A 22,070-nucleotide genomic window follows, 5' to 3' on the forward strand; every position below is an offset into this window, starting at 1 on the left:
TCTCCTTGAATCGGGATGGTCTGGTCACACGCGGCCGCGGGTCGCGCCGCCGTTGATCTGCATGGTCTGACCGGCCATGGCGGCGAGTGCCGGGTCGGCGAGAAACTGCACGGCCTCTGCGATCTCGGTCGCGCGACCAACTCGACCGAGCGGGATGCCTTCGGCGTAGCGCTTGCGCATCGTCTGCAGGTCGACGCTGGCGTCGTCGGCATCGACCTGTAACTGCGGGGTGTCGATGACGCCGGGTGCGATCGCGTTGACGAGGATCCCCTCAGGAGCGAGCTCTCGCCCGAGGCACTTCACGAGACTGACGAGTCCGGCCTTCGACGCAGCGTACGCTGAGGCGTTCGGCCATCCCGTAACGCCCCATTCGCTGGAGATGATGACGATCCTGCCGCCGTCTCCGTGCGCACGCATCGCCCGCGCGGCCTCTTGCGTGAGCGCGAACGTTCCGAGGAGGTTCGTGCGCACGACCCGCCACCACTCGGCGGCGTCGGCGTCGGCCAGTGCCGACATCGACATCGTCGCGTGATTGGCGACCAACACGTCAAGACGGCCTGTGGAAGCGACGGTCTCGCGCACGAGTGAGCGCGTGGCCTCCGGATCGTCGAGGTCGCGTACGGCCGCGATTGCTCCAGTGCGCTCGACGAGTGCATCGAGACGACGGCTCGCGGTGCGCGCGTGAGCTACGACCAGCATGCCCGCCTCCGAGAGCGCCTCGACCTGAGCCGTTCCCAGACCGCCAGCAGCGCCGGTGACGAGTGCGATTCGTCGCCCTGTGGGATGTATGTGCGGCTTCGACATCAGATCACCGCCCCGGAGTTCGGGTGCAGTGTTTCTCCGGTGACGAACGTGCCAGAGCAGATGAGGAACTCAACGCATCGAGCGACGTCATCGGGGGAGGCGAGCGCCCGAGTGGGCAGCTCGCGAAGATACTCGGGGTCCCGCCACGGGGAATCCGAGGGGAGCATCGGTGTGTCGGTCGGCCCCGGCGCGACGGCGTTGACGCGCACACCAGCGTGCGCGACCTCGGCCGCGAGACTCCTGACCGCGCCGAGCACTGCCCCTTTCGCGGCCGCGTAGTGGCTGTCTCGCTCACCACCGCCCACGGCGAGTTCGCTCGCCACTGCGACGATCGAGCCGTGCTCGCGATCCACCATTCCCGGGAGGAGCGCCTGCGCTACGCGGAAGAAAGCCCCGAGGTGAACGTCGAGCATCCCGGCGACTTCTGCATCTGTGACGTCGGTGAACGGGATGCTGGCGTAGTGACCTGCCGCGCTGACGAATCCGTCGATGGGCCCGAGGGCGGCACTCGCTCGAGATACGGCCTCAGCGGTGCTCCCGGCATCCGTGAGGTCGACGATTTCGGAGTGATCGGCCTCGGGGGTGGGGGCCCGGTCGAATCCAGCCACGCGCAAGCCGCGGTGCTGCAGGCGGGCGACGATCGCACGCCCCATGCCTCCGCCGGAACCGGTGACGATCACCGCCCGCATCAGCGCTGCTCCCGATCGCTCGCGGTGGTGGTCTCCGCCGCATCGTCGAGGTCGATGGTCTCAGTCGGCACGGTTTCGATGCGGCTGCGCACGCGAGCATAGATAGCGGCTCCGGCCACGGTCAGCACGCCGGTGCCGACGACGACAGACCAATCGAGCCAGGCGTTGCCAGTGATCTCCCTGGGCCATGCGATATTGATGAGCTCGAGGGTCACCCAGGTGAGTGCGACGACGGCCACGATGGGCGTCCAGGCGCCGATCGTGAAGGCGCCGGCCTTCCAGCGACGCCGCAGCACCGTCACCGCGAAGGCGGCCACTGGAAAGAGGAAGCTCAGGTAGAAGCCGCCGGACGTGTAATTCACCATGAGCGTGTAGAGATTCTCCGCGACGTTGCTCAACAGGAACAGTGCCGTTCCGATGACGGTGGTGATGAGAATCGGGCCGACCGGCTGCCGCTGCTTTCTGCTGAGACGCGACAACGACACGGAGAAGGGGAGGGCCCGATCGCGCGCCTTCGCCCAGATGAGCCGCGACGCAGAGGTCTGCAGCGCGAGGAAGCTGGCGACGAAGCCGATCGCGAACAGTGCCTGGAGGGGGAGCGCAATGGCGGATCCGAGCTGTGCCGTGAGGACCGCGTACACCGGGTCGGAGTCGTACCCGGGGAGATCTGCTGCATTCTCCGGCGTCGCGAGGATCACCGCGAGGCTTGAGAACATCACGACGAATGCGATGAAGGCAAGCGAGAACAGCACGGCGCGGGGCAGATTCTTCCGCGGCTCGTGCACCTCTTCGGCGATCGACCCGGCGCTTTCGAACCCGACGAAGGAGAAGCCGATGAATACGACGGCGAGTAAGAAGGGCCCGCCGAGCGAGAAGAACCCCTCCTCGGCGCCCACGCTGCGACCGCCGTCGAACAGGACCGAGAAGTCGTGCTCCCGATGGGCGACGAGCAACCAGACGCCCAGTCCGATCGATCCCACGATCTCAGCGACGATGCTCGCCAGCATGAACGCCTGCAAGACCGCGCGTCCCGCCAAATTGATGAGTGTTCCCAGAATGAGGACGATGAAGGCGATGAGGGCGATCTGCGTTCCGCTCGCGCCGTGCATGCCGATGATATTCGCGATGAACCCAGCGGCGCCGAGCGCGACCGTTGCCATCGCGATCGTCAGCGTCCAGATGTAGAACCAGCCGGCGAACCAGCCGAAGCCGGCTCCGAGCATGCGATTCGTCCACTGGTAGATCGAACCTTCGAGCGGCCACCGGGAGACCAGCATCGCGAACACCAGGGCGACGAAGAACTGTCCGGCGAAGACGACGAGAAATCCCCACCAGAAGGACGGCCCGGCGGCGCTGATCGCGAGACCGAAGATGCCGTAGAGAGCGACGATCGGCGAGATGAACGCGAAGGCGAAGGCGAACGCGGCACCAAAGCTGAATTCGCGTTTCAATGTAGTAGCCGCGCGCTCCGGCTGCGTCGATGGGACGGTCAACGTGGACTCCTTCGGCCGACGGATAGATTCGTTCCAGTATTGACGCTTCTCCAATCAAACAGCCAATTTCAGGGAGCAAGCTCCACTCCGGCGCCACGGCCGTTGGAGGAAGCTACAATTCGAGCATGGTGAACGATATCGGTGCGCTCGGTGCAGGGCCGCGCGTGACCATCGGGGACTTGCTCGCGGACGCGACGCTGGGCCTGGTGCCCGTCGTGATCGCGGACTCCGATGCGAACGCGCACGTCACGTGGGCCCACGCGACGGAGCAGGTCGATCCACGACCGCACCTGCGTCCGCGTGAATTCGTCTGCACGCTGGGCAGCGCGCTCATCAACCCGCGCGCATCGGAGGCGTTCGTCGCGGCGCTCGCGGATGCATCGGTGGCGTGCGTGGGGATCGGGGTGGGGGAGGTGCACCTCGATCCGCCGGCGGAGCTCATCGCTGCGTGCCGAATATGGGGGCTGCCGCTCCTGGTGATCCCCCACGGCACCCCCTTTCTCGCGGTCAACGACGCAATCCTGCGTCGGCGGAGCGAAGCGGAGACCGAAGCGCGTCGTGTGGAGACCGCTGTGCTCAGCGACCTGCTGCACCGCGCGCGTTCTGGGGCGACGGAAGATCAGCTTCGAGTGGAGGCATCGCTCGCGCTCTCCGGCGGCGCCTCCGAGGAGCCGCGCGGCGTCGCTTCGGTGCGGGCGCCGCTCGCGAAACCGGGGCCGAGCGACGAGTTCGCCGAACAGTTCGCGAGCATCATCGAGATCGCGCGCGTGCAAGTCGAGCGCGCAGCCGTCGAACAACGGGTGCGCGTGGGCCAGCTCATCGAATTCGTGGAACAGGGTTTGGCGCATGCGGGAGCGCTCGTGCCGGAACTCGACGCACGCGGCCTCGGCGCCGGGCCGTTGCAGGTGTCGGCTTGGCCGGAGGGGAGTGCTGACGCTGTGACGAAGCGCTGGCCCCAGGCGGTGATTGGTACGACTGCGCGCACGGTCACCATGATCACCGCTCCGATGCCGGAGTCGGAGACGCAGAGTCTCGGGCTCGTGTGCGGATACAGTTCGAGCGTCGGCTTGCCGCAGTTGCGTTCGGCGATCTCGGAGGCATGGTCTGCGTTCACGCTGGCGAGAAGCCGCGGAGGAGTGGCGGGGCCGCGCGATCTGGTTTCGCTCGAGGCTCTCCTCGAACAACTGCCGACCGATGTATCACGGCGATTCGTCGAGCGCCTGCTTGCGCCGATCATCGACGCCGATGGTTCCTCTCGAGGCGATCTGCTGTCGACCCTGCGGGCCTACGTCGCAGCGGACCAGCACGTCCAGCGGACCGCCGATGCGCTCTTCGTGCACGTCAATACCGTGCGTCACCGGCTGGGGCGCATTCGAGAGGTCTCCGGGCGAGATCCGATGACGCTGAGCGGACTCACGGACCTGCGCATCGCGCTCTGGGCCTTTGACCGCCGTCTCGCAGTGGGCGCCCGCCTCGTTCCTCCGCTGCGGTGACGCCGAGGTAGGATCAGAGTGTGACGTCATCGCGAGCCGAACGGACGAGCCGGGGGCTCGTCGTCGCGGCGATTGCGTCGTTCATCGCGGTCTTCTCGCACGCGGTGGCTGATGGCGGCTCCGTTCCGGTGCTCGGGTTGCTGCTCGCCCTGGTCTTCTCGGCGCCCGTCTGCATCGCGCTCGCCGGCCGCAGGCTCTCGTGGACGCGGCTCGCGCTCGCAGTCGGAGCGAGCCAGTTCGCCTTCCACGGTCTGTTGAGCCTCGGGCTCGGCGGGGGATCCTTCGCACTCGGAGCTGGTGGGCATCAGCACGAGCTCGCCCAGTCTGCCCAGGTCCTGCCGTTCGGCGGTGCGGAAGCCGCAGTGCACCTCGAGCACGGAGGCCACGCGATGTGGATCGCCCACGCGTGCGCCGCAGTGCTGACCGTGCTGGCGATCGGCGTCGGCGAACGCGCGCTCGTCGCGATTCTCGGCCTTGCGAGGCTGCAGCGCGTCGCTGCGCTGTTCGACTGGTCCCCGAGACCCGAGGGCGATCCTCGGCCCGTGCTGGCGGCGTGGCGCTTCATCGCCCCGCGCCTGACCAGCCTGACTGAGATGCGACGGAGGGGTCCGCCGCGCGCGGCCTGACCCCACCCACCTTCATCGCGGGCGCGACGTCGTCACGCCCGCACGCAGTCAAACGGAGATCATCTCATGCAGCACACCCGTACCCAGAAATTCACGCGCGCGGCCGTCGGCATCGGCGCGGGAGCGCTTCTCGCGATCGCGGCGCCCCTCGCGGCCTCCGCCCACGTCACGGTCACCCCCGATCAGGTCGAAGCGGGAGGATGGTCGTACCTCACCTTCCGGGCTCCGACCGAATCGGATACGGCGAGCACCACGAAGCTCGAATTCCACCTGCCAAAGGACACGCCGTTCACGCACGTCTCGTATCAGCCCGTCGCAGGATGGACGGCCGAGGTCACGGAAGAGACGCTGCCAGAGCCCGTCGATGTGCTCGGAAACGAGGTGAGCGAGGCGCCGACCGAGGTCGTGTACACGGCGGAAGGCGGAGGGATCGCGCCCGGGCAGGTGCAGATGTTCACGCTCTCGGTCGGCCCCGTAGCCGACACGGGGAGCATCGCGATCCCCGTCACCCAGACGTACAGCGATGGCACAGTGGTTGAATGGGCCGCGACTCCGGAGCAGATCGAGGGAGACGATACCCTCGACCCAGCGCCCGTGCTCTGGGTCAACGACGCACCTCCGGCCGACGATCATCATGCCGGCTCGGGCGACCAGGACGCTGCCGCCGGTGCCGCCGCGGAAGCCCCGGAAGCCTCAGCTGACGCGGGCGGGGTCACCCTCGGACTGAGCATCGCTGCGCTCGTGATCGCCGCCGGTGGCGTGCTGCTCGGGGCGGTCGCGCTCTCACGGACGCGGAAGGCATCGGCGTGACCCTCACGCGCAAGGCTCTGGCAGGAACGGCGGGCGCCCTGCTGGCGCTCGCCGCCCTCCCGCTGGTCTCGACTGCGGCGAACGCGCATGATCAGCTGGTGAGCGCCGACCCGGTCGACGGGGCATCGGTCGATGCGCTCGAGGAGATCGCGCTGCAGTTCAACAATGCGCCGCTCGGACTCGAGAACAGCAACCTGGTGCGGGTCATCGGCCCGGATGGGCGCTATTACGAGACCGGTTGCCCCACGCTCGCCGGTCCCGTCGTATCGGCGCCGGTCGAGCTCGGCGCCCCGGGCGAGTACGAGGTGCAGTGGCGGGTGGTGTCGTCCGACGGCCACCCGATCGCCGAGAACTACTCGTTCACGTATGCGCCCGGGGGCGGTGTCGCTGAGGGGGCGGGATCGGAGACCCCGCTCTGCGGCGGAGCCGTTGCCGCGAGCCCCGGTGTCGAGCCCGGCCCCGATGGAGCGGGCGCCGGGGATGCCGCGGAGGAGTCCCGGTCAGACGAGACCCGCAGCCCGGTGAGCGGACTCTGGATCGGAGTCGGAGTCGGCGGTTTCGCCGTGATCGCCGTAGCCGCTGCGGCCTTCATCATTCTGCGACGACCGCGGTCGGAACCCTGACGCTACCCCGGTGACTCCTCGGCGGTGGCCCACTCGGGAAAGGGGTCCGGAAGTCGAAGCCAGGCTTCCGGCCCCGCCGAGAATTCGACATCCGTCAGGGCTACCGCGTCGAGCGCCGCGGTGATCCCAGCGATGTCGAGGTCGAGTCCGATGAACGCCAGGTCTTGGCCGATCGCGAGGAGTTCGGCGGCAGGACTGATCCCGCCGGCTCCGATCGGTTCGAACGAGATCACTCGGCCGACGTGATCCCAGCTCGCGATGGTTCGGGGTCGACTGGCCAGGCGGCAGAACCCGGCTGAGCGCACGACGAAGCCGAATTCGCCGGGCTCGATGCGATGGTCGAGCAGCGCCTGCAGGCGGCCGGCGTGCAGCGGCCGTTCGTGCGTGTACCGGAATGCCGTGACCCGCGTGTCCGTCATGTACGGGTCGAGTTCATCGTTCAGCACCGCGATCCAGCCGGTCCGATCCTGCGATCGTGAGAGCGCGGTGGGCGGGGCGATCGGGTCGGAACCGTCTTGCTGCAGTCGCAGGCGAGCCCGGGGGGCGAGGTGGTGGACGAGTGCCATGAGGGCGGCCAGCTGCGCTGTCGCCTGCGACTCCCAGTTCACGAGCACGATCTGCGACGCGTGCTCCATCTGAGTGATGAGCAGTTCCGCCCGCGCGACGAAGAGCGCGTCGCCCCGTTGCGGCAGGTAGTCGTCGCGCATCACGTCGGTGAGGAGGTGGGCTGCGTCGACGACGCAGATGAGATGTGTCAGACGGATTCGTTCGGAGTCCTCGGAGAATGCGCGGATCACGTCGGTCGCGCGCACGTCGGCCGGCAGTTCGATCACCACGGCTCCCGACGACCCGAACCACGGTGCGACGGTGACGGCCTCGAGCACGGGATCCGCGCTCGCGGAGAGCCGCGCCGCGGTGAGCAGGGGTGCGCCGATCTGCGTCGCGCGTCGTTGCGCGAAGGCGCGGCGCTCCGGTGAGCACGCGCCGACGACGGCCGTGATTTCGATGGTCTCCATGGGTTCCTCTCGTGACGGCGCCGAGCGCCCACGACCAACTATAGTGATAATCCTTATCATTAACATCTGAGGAGCATCCGATGAAGGTTCGAGCATCACTCAAGTCACTGCAGCGGCAACCCGGAGCTTAGGTCGTACGTCGACGCGGCCGCGTGTACGTCATCAACACACTCAATCCGCGCTCCAAGAGGCGCCAGGGCTGACTGCCTGGGCGGCGACGCCTCCGCGGTTCAATCGCACCAATCGCTGAGGCCGCCGATCGCGGAGCGCACCGTTTCGCCGGAGTCGGTGCGCACGTAGTTCGTGGTCGTCTGGGTGAAGCCGAGCGACACCGGCGTGCCGTCCGCGGTGCCGCCAGCCGAGACGGTCTCTATCGCCGCGAACTCTGCGTTGGGGGAGAGGCATACACGCCCGATCCGGGTCGACTGGGCAGCGGGGGTGAAGATCGTGCGCGCCTTCCCGTCCTCCTGCACCTCCACGCTGCCGCCGACGGCGAGCGAGCCGTCGCCGAGCGGAGAGCCCGCCGAGCGGTGGTCGACATTCTCCGAGGTCGCGTGAGTCTCGGCCCCCGACGGGGCGAGTCGAGCGAGCGTCGAGTCGGAGCTGACGGCGAGCACAGCGGAGGGGTCCGAGCCCGCGGATTCCTCCGGGGGCTCGATAGGGGTGGGCGAGAGGGGCGCATCGAGCGTGCCCGTCACCGCTCCCGAGAGGTCGACGAGTGCCGCGCCGGAGTCGCGTGCGACGGCGAGCGTCGTGGTGCCGGGGATGAAGTCGAGCAGATCTGCCGCGAGCCCGAGATCGAAGACGCGGGGTTCGGGTACCGCTTCCCAGCCGAACAGTCGTCCATCCGGGCTCTGGAACACGAGCGACGTCGTGCCGGGGATGAACCGCCAGTCGCGTACGGGTATCGCTGCTCCCTCGACGTCGGTCACGGTCGAGACGATGACGGTGGCCGGGTCGATCACGAGCAGGGTGCGGTCGTATTCGGTGCTGTCGTCGCCGACGCCCGAGGCGACGACTCCGATCACTCCGCTGTTCGATTCGCTGCGGAGCTGACCGAGATGCCCCGCAGACATGATGCGGAACGGATCGGGGTCCGTGAAGCTCCCCGTCTCGGCACCACCGCCGGTCTCCGAATGGATCGAGAGAGCGGCCCGCCCGGTCTCGTCGCGGGAGACCACGGCGAGCCCTGCTGCGGTGCGTGCATATTCCTGGATCCGCGGCGCGGTGAAGACGGCGCGCGTCGCGCCCGGGTTCTGCAGGCGGTGCTCGAGCAGCCGATCGCCTGCATCCGATCGGTTCACCGTGTACGTCGCAGGATCAGGGGTGCGCACCGGTGCCGTGATCACGCCGTCGCTGCCGGTCGCCGCGCCCCGTACCCGGGCTTCGATGCGGTACTCCGTTCCCGTGTCGAGCATCTCGAGAAATCGGATCGTGAGCGAACTGCCATCCGAGGTGACGTCGACAGGGGTCGCCGGGGTGACGGAGACCGCATCTGGGGCGACGGCGTCGATCGGCTGGCTCAGATGCAGTTGCACGCGCTGGTCCGTTCGGGAGACGAGCAGCGCCGTGTTCGCATCGAGTGCTTTGAGGCGCGGAGGCTGCACCAGATTCGCTCCGGCGAGACCGGCGGCGAGCAGGCCGAGGATCGCGAAGACGGTGATCCTCGATATCCGCATGCGCCGGTTCGCCCGGCGCTCAGTAGACATACGGATCTTCCGGTTCATCGATCGGCGTCACGCTGAACGGGCGCAGGACGACGGGTTGGTCGCTCGCCACATCCGGGTTCGCGACGAAGACGCCCTCGACCTGCACCCAGGTTCCCTCGCGGTGATCCCGCTCCCAGCCGGGCATGAGCACGGGTACGCCGAGCGGCTGCGCGTCGACGGCGCAGCACGACACCACGAAGCGCGCTGCGAAGAACACGTCGCCCGGCTCGTCGATGCCGGGAAGCACGAATCCGATGAAGTTCGCCGTGCGTCCCTGGGCCTCTGCTCCACCGCCTTGGCGCAGCAGCATCGCCCAGTCTCGCGCGTCGCGATCCGCGTCCTCTCCGGTGACCGGGGAGCCGTCGGCCGGGCCGCTCCCGGAGTTGACCTGGCGTTGCTGGGCAGCTGCGACGGAGAGCGTCGTCGGGGGTGCGATGAGCAGCGCCGCTGCGGTCGACGCGATGAGCAGTGCGGCACCGATCGACGGGAGCGCACGCTGCACGGGAGAGCGACGCGCTCGGGCTGGGGGCGCATCGGGTCCGTGGTCGTGCTCGTGGTCGTGATCTTCCGCGCGCGCCGCACGAGAGGCGCGATGCAGCACGGGCACGGCTGCGCACAGTGCGATCGCCGCGATCCCGCAGATGGTGACGGTGAACCAGAAGTACCGTGGATGCACGTACCAGCCCAGGCGTCCGGTTGATGCGAGCCACATGATCGCCGCGATTCCCAGGCCGCTGAGCACGAGACCCCGCCAGTACCGATCGAACTGCTCACGCGACAAGGTTCAGACCCCAACCGATGACCAGGCAGCAGAGTGCCACGAGGCTCGTGAGCAGTGCGAGCGCGCGGACGGTGAACGTGGTGCGCAGCAGCGCGAGCATCTTCACATCCATCATCGCTCCGAAGAGGAGGAAGGCGACGATACTGCCGGGGAGGAACGTGGCGCTGAGCGACAGGATGAAGAACGCATCGACACTCGAGCAGATCGAGATGATGAATGCGAGCAGCACCAGGGCGAGTACCGACCAGAGCGGGTGGGCCCCGAGCGCGACCAGCAGATCGCGAGGGGCGCCGACCTGGATCGCTCCCGCCAGCGCCGATCCGATGATGAGCGCGGGCATCAGGGCACTCGTCTCCTCAGCGACGCCGACGAGGCTGCGCTGCACCCGGTCGCCGGGTCGGCGTTCGTGCGCGTGCTCGCAGTGCGTGCGAAAATCGTCGGTGAGCAGCGCTGCTTGACTCGCCGAGCGGCTGAGCAGCCACCCGGCGAGGTTCGCGATCGCGAACCCGCCGATCACGCGTGCCGCCAGAATGCCGTCGCTCCACCCGAAGGCGTGGTAGGTCGTGATGATGGTGACCGGGTTCAGGATCGGAGCAGCGAGCAAGAAGGTCGCCGCCTCCGACACCGTGAAGCCGCGCATCATGAGCCCGCGTGCGAGGGGAACATTGCCGCATTCGCAGACCGGGAGGAGCACCCCGGTGACCGAGAGCACCGCGCGTCTCAGGGCCGGGCGCCGCGGGAGCACCCGGTCGATGACCGATTGGGGCACCCACACCTGCACGACGGTGGAGAGCAGAATTCCGAGGAAGACGAACGGGAGGGACTCGATGAAGACGCTGAGCGACAGCGCGACGAAATCGGCGAGGGCGGTGGGCAGGGCGAGGGCCTCGCCCGCGTGATGCGTGGTTGCGCGCAGTGCGACGGCTGCGAGCAGTGTGAGTGCTGCGAGACCGGCGAGTGCGAAGGCGCGCGAGCGGTGCCTCACCGCCTCCATGCTGTCTCCGATCCGATCCGAGCCGATGCGGCCGCAGGGGACGAGGGGGGAATCTCGAAGCGCCGGGCCGATAATCGTTCTCAGTATAGAAGCGGGGCTCTGCGCGGTCCTGACCGTTGCTCGCGTGTCGGGGCAGCTCCATCCCCTGCGGGGTCAGCGTCGGACACCGACCCGATCCGGTCTCACTGCGAGGACGCGGCGCGGCATGCAGCGCAGATGCCGAACACCTCGAGCGTGTGGGAGTGGATCTCGAAATCGTGGGTGCGGGCCACGGAGGTGAACCATGCTTCGTCAGGCGGCTCGATCTCGATCGTCGTGCCGCAGCTCGTGCAGACCATGTGGTGATGGTGCGTCTGCGGATCCTCGCAGGCCCGATACAACTGCCCATCGGGGGTCGAGATCGCGTCGGCCTCCTGATTCTCGACCAGGGTGTTGAGCTGCCGGTACACGGTCGCGATGCCGATCTTCGAGCCCCCGTCGGCGAGCCGCCGGTGCAGCTCCTGCGCCGAGATGAACCCGGCCATGGATTCGAGCGCCGTACGCACCGCGGTGCCCTGCGCGGTACGCCGAGTGCGGATGGTGGTCACGATGCGGCTCCAGAGTTCGATGGACGCTCCCGATGGTAGCAGCGGCGCCCTGACCGGGGTTCTCCCGCGAGCGAACGCGTGCGTCGGAGTAGAAACAGGATCGCGTGCTCGGCGTTGCGCTTTCGGGAGCCGCTCGCGCCGGATAATCTGGACGAACGACCGGAAAGGAGCGCTCGAGATGGAGTACTCCGGTGAGGGGACCGCTGCAGTCGCAGGTGACGACGCGGTGCTGGCACGGCTGACGAAGGAGCGGGTCGCAGCAGTCCTCGAATCCATCGGGTGGCGGTACACCGTCGACGACGAGGGCGACATCCGCGGGGGCTGGGAGTGCGGGTCCTTCTTCTTCCTCGTCGACGATGAAGCCGACGCACTGCTCTGCGTGCGAGGCTACTGGCGCGGACGCCTCGGAGCGTCGGAGTACTCCCGGGCGCTCGAGCTCTGCAACCTGTGGAATGCCGACAGGCTCTGGCCGAAGACGTTCGTCGGGCGCGACGACGACGGGTCGCTCCGGCTGAACGCCGAGCACACGGTCGATTACGATCCCGGCGTCACCGACGAGCAACTCGCACAGCACCTCCGTTGCGCAGTCGGTACGAGCATGGCGTTCTTCTCGACCCTCAACGACGCGTTTCCGGAAGCGTGGGCGCGTCACCTGGCCCAGCACTGACCGTGCCAGAGGCTATTGCTGCCGGCCGTGCGCCGTCTCGGAGTGAGGGCGGCGCGATGCGAGCCTCCCGGTAGGCTGGCACCCATGAAGCGGGTCGCGGTCGTCGTGCTCGAGGGCGCCAAGCCGATGGACGTCGGAATCCCCGCGCAGGTCTTCACGCACCGTGCCAGCATGCCGTTCACGGTTGATGTATGCGGCGTCAGGCCGGGGTTGATCACCGGGGGAGACGGTCTCTCCTATCACGTCGAGCACGGCTTGGAGTCGCTTGCGACTGCCGATCTGATCTTCGTGCCGGGATACCGGTTTCCCGACCGTGAGCCGCCGCCGGCGGCGCTCATCACGGCGCTCGGCGCCGCACATGATCGCGGCGCCATTCTCGCAGCGATCTCCACCGGAGCGTTCGCGCTCGCCGCCACGGGGTTGCTCGACGGTCGGCGGGCGACGACGCACTGGCACTACGCGCGGCGCCTCGCCGAGCAGTTCCCGAAGGTGCGCGTCGATGACCGGGTGCTGTTCGTCGACGAGGGCTCGGTGCTGACCTCAGCGGGGGCCGCTTCTGGAATCGATCTCTGTCTCCACCTGCTGCGCCGCGAATCCGGCATGGCGGTCGCGAATCATGCGGCTCGGCGACTCGTCGCCGCTCCCTACCGCAGCGGTGGTCAGGCGCAGTATCTCCCGCACAGCGTGCCGGAGTCGATCGGCGAGCGGTTCACGCAGACGCGGGAGTGGGCGCTCCGCCACCTCGACGAGCCGTTGACGATCGCCCGTCTCTCCCAGCACGCACGCGTGTCGGAGCGCACCTTCTCCCGACGGTTCCTCGATGAGACCGGCTATACGCCGATGCAGTGGGTGATGCGCGCCCGGGTGGATCGCGCGCGGGAGCTCCTCGAGGAGACGGAACTCGGCGTCGACGCGATCTCGGCCGCCGTCGGACTGGGCTCCGCGACGAACCTGCGCCGGCACTTCCGACAGGTGCTCGGCACGGCTCCGACCGCGTATCGGCGCACGTTCTCGCAGTCGGGATGATGCGGCTCGCACCCGTGTTCCGCGGCTGCGAGATCCTGGCAGGATTCGTTCGAATGATGGCAATGCGGCCACTGGCGTGAGCGCCGCTCACGTACCAGTCTGGAATCAGACCACCATGCACATCATTGCGAAGGAGATCGAAGAACCCATGACCCGTCGGGTAGCCATCAACGGATTCGGACGAATCGGCCGGGGCGTCCTGCGCGCTCTGCTGCAGCAGCAGAACGACCTCGAGGTCGTCGCCATCAACGACCTCACAGACGCGCCGACCCTGGCGCATCTGCTCTCCCGCGATTCGCTCTACGGCAAGCTCGAGCAGCCGGTGTCGGTCGACGGCACGACGCTCGTGGTCGGCGACCGCCGCATCGAGATTCTGGGCGAGCGCGACCCCGCGAAACTGCCGTGGTCCGAGCTGCAGGTCGACGTCGTGCTCGAATCGACCGGTTTCTTTACGAAGGCGGCCGATGCGAGGAAGCACATCGAGGCCGGAGCGAAGCGCGTGCTCGTGAGCGCTCCCGCGAAGGGCGCCGACCTGACACTCGTCGTCGGCGTCAACGACGACCTCTACGATCCCGAGCAGCACCACATCGTCTCGAACGCATCGTGCACCACGAACGCGCTCGCACCGCTCGCGAAGGTGCTCGACGAGCTCGCCGGCATCGAGTGGGGCACGATGATGACCGTGCACGCCTACACCGCCGACCAGCGTCTGCAGGATGCGCCGCACTCCGATCTGCGCCGCGCCCGCGCCGCCGCCCTGAACATTGTGCCGACCTCGACCGGGGCCGCGACCGCGATCGGCCAGGTGCTGCCCCAGCTCGACGGCAAGCTCGTCGGAGGGTCGCTCCGCGTACCGGTTCCGGTCGGCTCGATCGTCGAGCTCACCGCGGTGGTGTCTCGGGAGGTGACGCGGGATGAAGTTCTCGCCGCATACCGCGCCGCGGCCGACGGACCGCTGGCCGGGGTGCTCGAATACTCGGAAGAGCCGCTGGTCTCCTCCGACATCGTCGGGAACCCGCACAGCTCCATCTTCGATTCCGAGCTCACGTACGCCGACGGGAAGCACGTCAAGGTGACCGCCTGGTACGACAACGAGTGGGGATTCTCGAACCGCGCCGCTCAGGTGCTCGCGACGCTCGCCGACTGAGTCGAAGAGCACTCGCACTGGCCCCTCCCGTTCATTCGAGAGGGGCCAGTGCCGTGCTCACACCGCTGTGCGAGTGCGGAGGCGCATCACGAGCGCTGCGATCGCGCGCCAGCCGATGAGGAAGACGCCGAGAGTGATGGTGGCGACGATGACGAACGGGACGGCGGTGCCCGCACCGGTGGCCGCTCGCACCAGCATGCCGATGACGACGGAGCCGACCCAGATCGGAAGGCCGGCCCTGATGATCGCCATCGGGTGCCGAGCGACTCGTGCGGCGAGCCACGAGACGCCGAGACCGATGATGAAGGGCCACGCCGTATCGAGGAGTCCGAGCACGGTCGCCGCCCGCTCGTGACTGCTCCGGCCGATTCCGGCGAAGAGCAGAACGAGCGCGAGATCGATTCCGAGCGCCAGGGCGGCTGAGCGGAGTGGCTTCGAAGCGGAGCGCTCGGCTGGCTCTCGGGCCGACGAGCTCATGACTGCGACTCCGTTCGCGAGCGCTCGAGGAGATCCAGCACCGCGCCGTGCAGGCGACCGTTCGTGGCGAGCGAGCTGCCGTTCCAGGCGCTCTCAGCGCCCTCGATGTCGGTGAATCGCCCACCGGCCTCGCGCACGATGGGCACGAGCGCAGCAAGATCATAGGGCTTCACGTCGAACTCGGCGACGATGTCGACGAGGCCTTCGGCCAGCAGCATGTACGACCACATATCGCCGTAGGCCCGGTCCCGCCAGACCGCTCGACTGAGCGCGATGAGTGGATCCAGGTACCCGGCGAGATCCCACTGCTCGATGCTCTGAAAGCTGAGGGACGCGTGCTCGAGCTCTGCGACGGCTGACACCTGCAGTCGACGGGGATCGGCACCCTGCTGCCGGCCCCAGGCTCCGTGCCCGGTCTCCGCCCACCATCGAGCGCCGAATGCGGGCGCCGAGACCACGCCGACGGAGGGCGAACCGTCGATCTCGAGTGCGATGAGGGTGGCCCAGTTGGGCACGCCGCGGAGGAAGTTGGATGTGCCGTCGATGGGGTCGATGATCCATCGCCGCTCGCCCCGATCCTCCCGCCCGGATTCCTCGCCGAGAAATCCGTCACCCGGACGTTCGGCGGAGATACGGGCGCGCAGCGCGCGCTCGACCGCCGTGTCCGCATCCGTCACGAATGTGCGATCGGGCTTCGTGTCGACCGCGAGGTCAGCGGCACGGAAGCGGGGGAGCGATATCCCGTCCGCGATGTCCGCCAGATCGAGGGCGAACGCGAGGTCGGGAGAGGGGAGCGCTCGGGTCATTGACACACCTTCCATGAGCGGGAACCACCGTGCAGATACGCGAAAAGCCCGGTATGAGATACCGGGCTTTCCATCTGTGCGCCCTCACGGGCTCGAACCGTGGACCCGCTGATTAAGAGTCAGCTGCTCTACCAACTGAGCTAAAGGCGCATATCGCTGTTCCGAGGTCTTGCCTCGCTGAGCAACGGATGAAACTCTAGCACGATCGAGAGAGGCCGTTCAAATCGACGGCGGGATCCCGCGCGCGTCGCGGCCCGATCGCGCCGGTTCGGCTCAGCGACGCTTGCGGCCGGCCTGCTCCTCCGCATCCTGCTCCTGCATGGAAACGGTGGCGATGGCGAGCGCGAGGCCCGCGAGCCAGGCGCCCCACACGAGATAGCGGCGCCAGTCCTTGCGCATGGAGCCGGTGCGGCGTGCGGTGCTCATGGCGCCGAACGCGGCGCCGATCACTCCGGGATTGGTGACGTACTTGCCGATAGACACGGTGCCTCCCTGCGGTCGGTGATGATGACGGTTTCAGCCTAGTGGGAGGGTGCGCGGAGCGGAGGGGGTTGCGGTAGCCTGGCTGAGACAGGCTTCGCGCGTGCGGGGTCACCACTGATCGATGAAGGAGAAGCCGGTATGGCGAAGCAGGAGACGGGCGCGCTGTTCGAGGAGAGCTCGCAGGGAGCCGTGAGCGCTGTGACGGCGATCGTATTCGTCATCTCGATCGTGCTGGTGCTGGGCGGGTTCGTCATCATGAGCTACGGCGTGAACCCGGAACTCGGCGCGGCCGAGCTGTGGACGTTCGCGGGCGGCCTCGCCGCGGCCAGCCTGGGCTTCGCGCTCCCGTTCTCGCTGCTGCCCATCAGCGGCAAGTAACGCGCTCCGTGGGCGGGGTCGGAGGGCGCTCCTCCGGCCCCGCTTTCGCGTTCCCGCGGAGCCCGCCCGCCAACGCGCCGGTTCGCGCATGCGTCAGCCCTTAGAATGGCGTTATGGCAGAGATTGACATGAAGCCGCGGAGCCGCGACGTCACCGATGGAATCGAGAAGGCCGCGGCCCGGGGAATGCTCCGTGCGGTGGGCATGGGTGATGCGGACTGGGACAAGCCCCAGATCGGCATTGCGAGCTCGTGGAACGAGATCACCCCCTGCAATCTGAGCCTCGATCGCCTCGCTCAGGGCGCCAAAGAGGGCGTCCACTCGGGTGGTGGGTACCCGCTGCAGTTCGGCACGATCTCGGTCTCGGACGGGATCTCGATGGGCCATGAAGGCATGCATTTCTCGCTCGTCTCACGCGAGGTCATCGCCGACTCGGTCGAGACCGTGATGATGGCGGAGCGGCTCGACGGATCCGTGCTGCTCGCGGGGTGCGATAAGTCGCTGCCCGGCATGCTGATGGCGGCGGCCCGTCTCGACCTGGCCTCGGTGTTCCTCTACGCCGGATCGATCGCTCCCGGTTGGGTGAAGCTCACCGACGGCACGGAGAAGGAAGTCACGATCATCGACGCCTTCGAAGCGGTCGGCGCTTGCAAGGCCGGCACGATGAGCGAAGAGGATCTGAAGCGCATCGAGTGCGCCATCGCTCCGGGCGAGGGCGCGTGCGGCGGTATGTACACGGCCAACACGATGGCGTCGATCGCGGAGGCGCTCGGCATGAGCCTTCCCGGCTCTGCGGCTCCGCCCAGCGCGGATCGACGACGGGACTACTTCGCCCACCGGTCGGGTGAGGCGGTCGTCAACATGCTGCGCTTGGGGATCACCGCGCGAGACATTCTGACGAAGCACGCGTTCGAGAACGCCATCACGCTGCTCATGGCGTACGGGGGATCGACGAACGCGGTGCTCCACCTCCTCGCGATCGCGCGCGAAGCCGAAGTCGACCTGACGCTCGAGGACTTCGACCGCATCGGCTCGAAGGTTCCGCACCTCGCCGACATGAAGCCGTTCGGCAAGTTCGTCATGGCGGACATCGACCGTCAGGGCGGCGTGCCCGTCGTGCTGAAGGCGCTGCTCGACGCTGGGCTGCTGCACGGTGACGCGCTCACCGTCACCGGAAAGACGATGGCGGAGAACCTCGCCGAATTGAATCCGGACCCGGTCGACGGCACCGTGATTCATCACCTCGACGATCCGATCCACGCGACGGGCGGCCTGTCGATCCTCCACGGCACCTTGGCCCCGGAAGGCGCCGTCGTCAAGACGGCCGGTTTCGACGCCGAGCTCTTCGAGGGGCCGGCGCGGGTCTTCGATCGCGAGCGCGCCGCGATGGATGCCCTCACCGAGGGGCGTATCGGCAAGGGCGACATCGTCGTCATCCGATACGAGGGCCCGAAGGGCGGGCCGGGCATGCGCGAGATGCTCGCGATCACCGCCGCCATCAAGGGCGCGGGCCTCGGCAAAGATGTACTACTATTGACGGACGGACGATTCTCAGGCGGCACAACCGGCCTGTGCATCGGCCATATTGCACCAGAAGCAACGGACGGCGGTCCGGTCGCTCTGGTCCGCGACGGAGACCTGATTCGGGTCGATATCGCCGCACGAACGCTCGATCTGCTGGTAGATCCCTCAGAGCTTGAGGCCCGACGAGAAAACTGGGCCCCGCTTCCCCCGCGATATACGCGCGGTGTGCTGGCGAAGTACGCGAAGCTCGTCAAGTCGGCGTCCCACGGCGCCGTCACCGGTTGATCCGGTAGACGAGTTCGGCACGCCGTCGGCCATACCGGCCGCGTCCCGCGATATCACCTCCGATCACGAAAGCTGGACATGAACTCGGAATCGAGTGCACTCCCATCACCCCATGCGGCTCAACGCGGCGAACGGATGACCGGTGCGCAGGCCGTCGTCCGCAGCCTGGAAGCGCTCGGCGTCTCCGACGTCTTCGGCCTTCCGGGTGGCGCGGTGCTTCCGCTGTACGACGCCCTGATGGACGCGGAGAAGCTTCGCCACATCCTGGTGCGGCACGAGCAGGGCGGCGGCCACGCTGCCGAGGGCTACGCCACGGCGAGCAACACCGTCGGCGTCTGCATCGCCACCTCGGGCCCCGGTGCGACGAACCTCGTCACGGCGATCGCCGATGCCTACATGGACTCGGTGCCGCTCCTCGCGATCACCGGGCAGGTCTACTCGCACCTCATGGGAACCGACGCGTTCCAGGAGGCCGACATCGTGGGGATCACGATGCCGATCACGAAGCACTCGTTCCTCGTGAAGCGCGCCGAAGACGTACCCGAGGCGATTGCGGCCGCCTATTACCTGGCATCCACTGGTCGCCCCGGCCCGGTGCTCGTCGACATCACGAAGGACGCGCAGGAGGGCGAGCTCGACTTCGTCTGGGGCGAGCGCGCGGACCTCCCCGGGTACCGCCCGATCACCAAGGCCAACAGCAAGCAGATTCAGGCCGCCGCCGACCTCATCGCAGACGCGAAGCGACCGGTGTTCTACGTCGGCGGCGGAGTCGTGCGCGCAGGAGCCTCAGAGGAGCTGCTGCAACTCGTCGAGCTCGTGGGCGCTCCGGTGGTCACGACGCTGACCGCTCGCGGAGCCTTCCCCGACTCGCACACGCAGCACCTCGGCATGCCCGGCATGCACGGCACGGTCCCGGCCGTGCTCGCACTGCAGGAAGCCGATCTGCTCATCACGCTCGGCGCGCGCTTCGATGACCGGGTCACCGGCAAGGCGGCGCTCTTCGCGCCAGACGCGAAGGTGATCCACGCGGATATCGATCCCGCGGAGATCGGCAAGATCCGCGCGGCGGATGTGCCGATCGTCGGTGATGCCGCCGACGTGATCGCGGATCTCATCGCCGCGATGTCGACCGCCCAGGTGAGCCGCGAGTGCGAGAACATCAGCCCGTGGTGGGAGCGTCTCCGCGGGCTGCAGCAGAAGTTCCCGTTGGGGCACCACCCGACGAGCGACGGGCTGCTGTCGCCGCAGCTGGTGATCGAGCGTATCGGAGAGCTCACCGGACCCGAGGCGGTCTACGCCGCGGGCGTCGGCCAGCACCAGATGTGGGCCGCGCAGTTCATCAAGTACGAACGACCCGGCGCATGGCTCAACTCCGGCGGCGCCGGCACGATGGGGTACGCAGTTCCGGCCGCCATGGGTGCCAAGGTGGCGGAGCCCGACCGCATCGTATGGGCGATCGACGGCGACGGCTGCTTCCAGATGACCAACCAGGAGCTCGCGACCTGCGTCGTCAACAACATTCCGATCAAGGTCGCCGTCATCAACAACTCCTCGCTGGGCATGGTGCGTCAGTGGCAGACGCTGATCTACGACGGCCGGTACTCGAACACGGAACTGAACACGGGTCACGGCTCCCAGCGCGTGCCCGACTTCGTCAAGCTCGGCGAGGCCTACGGCTGCCTGGCGATCCGCGTTGAGCGCGAGGACCAGATCGACGAGGCGATCCAGCTCGCCCTCGCGACGAATGACCGCCCCGTACTCATCGATTTCGTCGTCAGTGCGGATGCGATGGTGTGGCCGATGGTGCGTCAAGGCACCTCGAACAGCGACATCCAATACGCCCTCGAACACAGTCCCGAGTGGGAGGTGGAGTAACCATGAGCCGTCACGTGCTGAGCCTCCTCGTCGAGGACAAGCCGGGTCTGCTGACCCGAGTCGCCGGGCTGTTCGCCCGTCGCAGCTTCAACATCGAATCCCTCGCGGTCGGACCGACCGAGATGCAGGGCCTGTCGCGCATCACCGTGGTCGTCGACCAGGACGAGGTGCTGCTCGAACAGGTGACGAAGCAGCTCAACAAGCTGGTCAACGTCATCAAGATCGTCGAACTGGAGAGCGCCACCTCGGTGCAGCGCGAGCACGTGCTCATCAAAGTGCGCGCCGACAACCAGTCGCGATCCCACGTACTCGAAGCAGTCACGCTCTTCCGGGCGCGAGTCGTGGACGTCGTGCCCGACGCCCTCACGATCGAGGTGACCGGAGACCGGGGAAAGATCGACGCCTTCCTGAAGGTGCTCGAGCCCTACGGCATCAAGGAGATCGCGCAGTCGGGACTGATCGCAATGGGTCGCGGATCGAAATCGATCACCGAGCGCGTCTTCAAGAACTAGCGGAACACCCGATTTCCGCACGAGCTGTAACGAACCATCACAACTAAGGAGAGTCCCAAGTGGCAGAGATGTACTACGACGCCGACGCCGATCTGTCGATCATCCAGGGCAAGAAGGTAGCCGTCGTCGGCTACGGCTCGCAGGGCCACGCCCACGCGATGAACCTTCGCGACTCGGGTGTCGAGGTCGTCATCGCCCTCAAGGAGGGCTCGAAGTCGATTCAGAAGGCTGAAGAGGCGGGGTTCACGGTCAAGACCGTGGCCGACGCAGCGGCGTGGGCTGATGTCATCATGATTCTCGCTCCCGATCAGCACCAGCGCACCATCTTCAACGAATCCATCAAGGATCAGCTCACCGAGGGCAAGACGCTCGCCTTCGCCCACGGCTTCAACATCCGCTTCGGTTACATCGAGGCCCCCGCCGGCGTCGACGTGATCCTCGTCGCTCCGAAGGCTCCCGGCCACACGGTGCGCCGCGAATTCGAGGCGGGACGCGGTATCCCCGACATCATCGCCGTCGAGGTCGACGCGTCGGGCACCGCGTGGGACACCGCGAAGTCGTACGCGAAAGCGATCGGCGGCACCCGCGCCGGCGTCATCAAGACGACGTTCACCGAAGAGACCGAGACCGATCTCTTCGGCGAGCAGTCGGTGCTCTGCGGCGGCACGAGCCACCTCGTGCAGTACGGCTTCGAGGTGCTGACCGAGGCCGGGTACCAGCCCGAGATCGCGTACTTCGAGGTGCTCCACGAGTTGAAGCTCATCGTCGACCTCATGTGGGAGGGCGGCATCGCCAAGCAGCGCTGGTCGATCTCCGACACGGCAGAGTTCGGCGACTACGTCTCGGGCCCGCGCGTCATCGGCCCGGAGGTCAAGGAGCACATGCAGGAGGTGCTCGCCGACATCCAGTCGGGTGCCTTCGCGAAGCGCTTCATCGAGGACCAGGACAAGGGCGGCCCCGAGTTCCAGGAGCTGCGCAAGAAGGAGGAATCGCACCCGATCGAGAAGACCGGTGGCGAGCTGCGCAAGCTGTTCGCATGGCAGCAGCAGGATTCGGACTACGTCGACGGCTCAGCGGCTCGCTGATCCGACGCAGTTCTGAACGCCCACCGGGATCCGCTCCCGGTGGGCGTTCTGCTGTTTCGGCGGCCGTGCCGGCGCCGAACCGGAGGGTTGAACGTGAACCCGAGGCTTTGATCGCCGAAATGCGCTCAGGTTCAGGGTGAGCCCTCGTGCTCGCGGCGCCGGCATCGGCATCGGCGGCATC

The 22,070-nt window shown here is 67.5% G+C and carries 23 protein-coding genes, 1 tRNA gene and 1 pseudogene; 13 read left to right on the plus strand and 12 right to left on the minus strand.

Translation table 11 applies throughout. The features are described 5' to 3' along the window. Window positions 1–24: 24 nt before the first annotated feature. From WFH23_RS02375 to WFH23_RS02385, 3 genes are read right to left on the minus strand one after another with little or no spacing between them, the layout of a single operon-like run. A complete protein-coding gene (locus WFH23_RS02375) occupies window positions 25–804 on the minus strand; it encodes an SDR family NAD(P)-dependent oxidoreductase (protein ID WP_336661461.1) in 780 nt (259 codons plus the stop codon). Beyond that, window positions 804–1,493, minus strand: coding sequence for an SDR family NAD(P)-dependent oxidoreductase (locus WFH23_RS02380; protein WP_336661462.1), 690 nt, complete (start codon window positions 1,491–1,493; stop codon window positions 804–806). Before WFH23_RS02380 ends, WFH23_RS02375 begins: the two co-directional genes overlap by 1 nt. Then, window positions 1,493–2,986: an APC family permease gene (locus tag WFH23_RS02385; RefSeq protein ID WP_336661463.1), complete on the minus strand. Its 1,494-nt coding sequence runs from the start codon at window positions 2,984–2,986 to the stop codon at window positions 1,493–1,495. The genes WFH23_RS02380 and WFH23_RS02385 overlap by 1 nt, the downstream gene beginning before the upstream one ends. Before the next feature lie 125 nt (window positions 2,987–3,111). Here WFH23_RS02385 and WFH23_RS02390 point away from each other — a divergent pair, with 125 nt between their 5' ends. The 4 genes from WFH23_RS02390 to WFH23_RS02405 all read left to right on the plus strand — a co-directional run bounded on the left by WFH23_RS02390 (window position 3,112) and on the right by WFH23_RS02405 (window position 6,538). After that, window positions 3,112–4,479, plus strand: coding sequence for a PucR family transcriptional regulator (locus WFH23_RS02390; protein WP_336661464.1), 1,368 nt, complete (start codon window positions 3,112–3,114; stop codon window positions 4,477–4,479). Between the two features lie 20 nt (window positions 4,480–4,499). Further along, complete coding sequence (locus WFH23_RS02395) at window positions 4,500–5,105, plus strand: hypothetical protein (protein ID WP_090147771.1); 606 nt, start codon at window positions 4,500–4,502, stop codon at window positions 5,103–5,105. A 66-nt stretch (window positions 5,106–5,171) separates the two neighbouring features. Further along, a complete protein-coding gene (locus tag WFH23_RS02400; RefSeq protein WP_336661465.1) occupies window positions 5,172–5,915 on the plus strand; it encodes a YcnI family copper-binding membrane protein in 744 nt (247 codons plus the stop codon). Continuing rightward, entirely contained in the window at window positions 5,912–6,538 is a 627-nt protein-coding gene (locus tag WFH23_RS02405) for a copper resistance CopC family protein (protein ID WP_336661466.1), read from the plus strand. Before WFH23_RS02400 ends, WFH23_RS02405 begins: the two co-directional genes overlap by 4 nt. 2 nt (window positions 6,539–6,540) lie before the next feature. Here WFH23_RS02405 and WFH23_RS02410 read toward each other — a convergent pair whose 3' ends face one another. Continuing rightward, window positions 6,541–7,554, minus strand: coding sequence for a GTP-binding protein (locus WFH23_RS02410; RefSeq protein WP_336661467.1), 1,014 nt, complete (start codon window positions 7,552–7,554; stop codon window positions 6,541–6,543). An 80-nt stretch (window positions 7,555–7,634) separates the two neighbouring features. Here WFH23_RS02410 and rpmJ point away from each other — a divergent pair. Continuing rightward, window positions 7,635–7,757, plus strand: a pseudogene (gene rpmJ, locus WFH23_RS02415) (50S ribosomal protein L36). Between the two features lie 27 nt (window positions 7,758–7,784). Here the strand turns inward: rpmJ and WFH23_RS02420 are convergent. From WFH23_RS02420 to WFH23_RS02435, 4 genes are all read right to left on the minus strand, one after another. Further along, the gene (locus WFH23_RS02420) at window positions 7,785–9,263 is read right to left on the minus strand and encodes a hypothetical protein (protein WP_336661468.1); all 1,479 of its coding nucleotides are present in this window, start codon (window positions 9,261–9,263) and stop codon (window positions 7,785–7,787) included. Continuing rightward, window positions 9,253–10,044, minus strand: a complete 792-nt coding sequence (locus tag WFH23_RS02425; protein WP_336661469.1) for a TIGR03943 family putative permease subunit — start codon at window positions 10,042–10,044, stop codon at window positions 9,253–9,255. Before WFH23_RS02425 ends, WFH23_RS02420 begins: the two co-directional genes overlap by 11 nt. Then, window positions 10,034–11,038 carry a permease gene (locus WFH23_RS02430; protein ID WP_200329521.1) on the minus strand — a complete coding sequence of 335 codons (1,005 nt, stop codon included), beginning with the start codon at window positions 11,036–11,038 and terminating at the stop codon, window positions 10,034–10,036. The genes WFH23_RS02425 and WFH23_RS02430 overlap by 11 nt, the downstream gene beginning before the upstream one ends. A 182-nt stretch (window positions 11,039–11,220) precedes the next feature. Next, window positions 11,221–11,625: a transcriptional repressor gene (locus WFH23_RS02435; protein WP_090147790.1), complete on the minus strand. Its 405-nt coding sequence runs from the start codon at window positions 11,623–11,625 to the stop codon at window positions 11,221–11,223. Window positions 11,626–11,803: 178 nt separating this feature from the next. Here WFH23_RS02435 and WFH23_RS02440 point away from each other — a divergent pair, with 178 nt between their 5' ends. The 3 genes from WFH23_RS02440 (at window position 11,804) to gap (ending at window position 14,465) form a co-directional block, all read left to right on the plus strand. Continuing rightward, complete coding sequence (locus WFH23_RS02440) at window positions 11,804–12,292, plus strand: YbjN domain-containing protein (RefSeq protein WP_336661470.1); 489 nt, start codon at window positions 11,804–11,806, stop codon at window positions 12,290–12,292. An 84-nt stretch (window positions 12,293–12,376) separates the two neighbouring features. Continuing rightward, window positions 12,377–13,318 carry a DJ-1/PfpI family protein gene (locus WFH23_RS02445; RefSeq protein WP_090147795.1) on the plus strand — a complete coding sequence of 314 codons (942 nt, stop codon included), beginning with the start codon at window positions 12,377–12,379 and terminating at the stop codon, window positions 13,316–13,318. 148 nt (window positions 13,319–13,466) lie between these two features. Beyond that, the gene (gap, locus tag WFH23_RS02450) at window positions 13,467–14,465 is read left to right on the plus strand and encodes a type I glyceraldehyde-3-phosphate dehydrogenase (RefSeq protein WP_336661471.1); all 999 of its coding nucleotides are present in this window, start codon (window positions 13,467–13,469) and stop codon (window positions 14,463–14,465) included. 57 nt (window positions 14,466–14,522) lie between these two features. Here the strand turns inward: gap and WFH23_RS02455 are convergent, their stop codons facing one another. The 4 genes from WFH23_RS02455 to WFH23_RS02470 form a co-directional block, all read right to left on the minus strand. Continuing rightward, complete coding sequence (locus WFH23_RS02455) at window positions 14,523–14,942, minus strand: DUF3054 domain-containing protein (protein ID WP_336661472.1); 420 nt, start codon at window positions 14,940–14,942, stop codon at window positions 14,523–14,525. Continuing rightward, window positions 14,939–15,748, minus strand: coding sequence for an inositol monophosphatase family protein (locus tag WFH23_RS02460; protein WP_336661473.1), 810 nt, complete (start codon window positions 15,746–15,748; stop codon window positions 14,939–14,941). The genes WFH23_RS02455 and WFH23_RS02460 overlap by 4 nt, the downstream gene beginning before the upstream one ends. A gap of 77 nt (window positions 15,749–15,825) precedes the next feature. Next, a tRNA-Lys gene (locus tag WFH23_RS02465) sits at window positions 15,826–15,898 on the minus strand. Between the two features lie 123 nt (window positions 15,899–16,021). Next, on the minus strand, window positions 16,022–16,231 hold the full coding sequence (locus tag WFH23_RS02470; RefSeq protein ID WP_090147803.1) for a hypothetical protein: 210 nt from the start codon (window positions 16,229–16,231) through the stop codon (window positions 16,022–16,024). Between the two features lie 138 nt (window positions 16,232–16,369). Between WFH23_RS02470 and WFH23_RS02475 the strand changes: the two genes are divergently transcribed. The 5 genes from WFH23_RS02475 to ilvC all read left to right on the plus strand — a co-directional run bounded on the left by WFH23_RS02475 (window position 16,370) and on the right by ilvC (window position 21,889). Further along, a complete protein-coding gene (locus tag WFH23_RS02475; protein WP_090147806.1) occupies window positions 16,370–16,609 on the plus strand; it encodes a hypothetical protein in 240 nt (79 codons plus the stop codon). Window positions 16,610–16,722: 113 nt separating this feature from the next. Next, window positions 16,723–18,417 carry a dihydroxy-acid dehydratase gene (gene ilvD / locus WFH23_RS02480; protein WP_090147809.1) on the plus strand — a complete coding sequence of 565 codons (1,695 nt, stop codon included), beginning with the start codon at window positions 16,723–16,725 and terminating at the stop codon, window positions 18,415–18,417. A 78-nt stretch (window positions 18,418–18,495) separates the two neighbouring features. Continuing rightward, window positions 18,496–20,292, plus strand: a complete 1,797-nt coding sequence (locus WFH23_RS02485; protein WP_090147812.1) for an acetolactate synthase large subunit — start codon at window positions 18,496–18,498, stop codon at window positions 20,290–20,292. Between the two features lie 2 nt (window positions 20,293–20,294). Then, the gene (gene ilvN / locus WFH23_RS02490) at window positions 20,295–20,804 is read left to right on the plus strand and encodes an acetolactate synthase small subunit (RefSeq protein WP_090147814.1); all 510 of its coding nucleotides are present in this window, start codon (window positions 20,295–20,297) and stop codon (window positions 20,802–20,804) included. 68 nt (window positions 20,805–20,872) lie between these two features. Continuing rightward, on the plus strand, window positions 20,873–21,889 hold the full coding sequence (gene ilvC / locus WFH23_RS02495) for a ketol-acid reductoisomerase (protein WP_234037261.1): 1,017 nt from the start codon (window positions 20,873–20,875) through the stop codon (window positions 21,887–21,889). Window positions 21,890–22,070 lie beyond the last annotated feature (181 nt).

It is taken from the genome of Leucobacter sp. USHLN154 (assembly GCF_037145595.1).
GTDB classification, from domain to species: Bacteria; Actinomycetota; Actinomycetes; order Actinomycetales; family Microbacteriaceae; genus Leucobacter; species Leucobacter alluvii.

Bases quoted from the DNA above. Each gene is read 5' to 3' on its own strand.
- WFH23_RS02375 (WP_336661461.1), bottom strand. From the start codon at position 804: ATGTCGAAGCCGCACATACATCCCACAGGGCGACGAATCGCACTCGTC.
- WFH23_RS02380 (WP_336661462.1), bottom strand. From the start codon at position 1,493: ATGCGGGCGGTGATCGTCACCGGTTCCGGCGGAGGCATGGGGCGTGCG.
- WFH23_RS02390 (WP_336661464.1), top strand. From the start codon at position 3,112: ATGGTGAACGATATCGGTGCGCTCGGTGCAGGGCCGCGCGTGACCATC.
- WFH23_RS02400 (WP_336661465.1), top strand. From the start codon at position 5,172: ATGCAGCACACCCGTACCCAGAAATTCACGCGCGCGGCCGTCGGCATC.
- WFH23_RS02410 (WP_336661467.1), bottom strand. From the start codon at position 7,554: ATGGAGACCATCGAAATCACGGCCGTCGTCGGCGCGTGCTCACCGGAG.
- WFH23_RS02420 (WP_336661468.1), bottom strand. From the start codon at position 9,263: ATGTCTACTGAGCGCCGGGCGAACCGGCGCATGCGGATATCGAGGATC.
- WFH23_RS02430 (WP_200329521.1), bottom strand. From the start codon at position 11,038: ATGGAGGCGGTGAGGCACCGCTCGCGCGCCTTCGCACTCGCCGGTCTC.
- WFH23_RS02440 (WP_336661470.1), top strand. From the start codon at position 11,804: ATGGAGTACTCCGGTGAGGGGACCGCTGCAGTCGCAGGTGACGACGCG.
- WFH23_RS02445 (WP_090147795.1), top strand. From the start codon at position 12,377: ATGAAGCGGGTCGCGGTCGTCGTGCTCGAGGGCGCCAAGCCGATGGAC.
- gap (WP_336661471.1), top strand. From the start codon at position 13,467: ATGACCCGTCGGGTAGCCATCAACGGATTCGGACGAATCGGCCGGGGC.
- WFH23_RS02455 (WP_336661472.1), bottom strand. From the start codon at position 14,942: ATGAGCTCGTCGGCCCGAGAGCCAGCCGAGCGCTCCGCTTCGAAGCCA.
- WFH23_RS02460 (WP_336661473.1), bottom strand. From the start codon at position 15,748: ATGACCCGAGCGCTCCCCTCTCCCGACCTCGCGTTCGCCCTCGATCTG.
- WFH23_RS02475 (WP_090147806.1), top strand. From the start codon at position 16,370: ATGGCGAAGCAGGAGACGGGCGCGCTGTTCGAGGAGAGCTCGCAGGGA.
- ilvD (WP_090147809.1), top strand. From the start codon at position 16,723: ATGGCAGAGATTGACATGAAGCCGCGGAGCCGCGACGTCACCGATGGA.
- WFH23_RS02485 (WP_090147812.1), top strand. From the start codon at position 18,496: ATGAACTCGGAATCGAGTGCACTCCCATCACCCCATGCGGCTCAACGC.
- ilvN (WP_090147814.1), top strand. From the start codon at position 20,295: ATGAGCCGTCACGTGCTGAGCCTCCTCGTCGAGGACAAGCCGGGTCTG.
- ilvC (WP_234037261.1), top strand. From the start codon at position 20,873: ATGTACTACGACGCCGACGCCGATCTGTCGATCATCCAGGGCAAGAAG.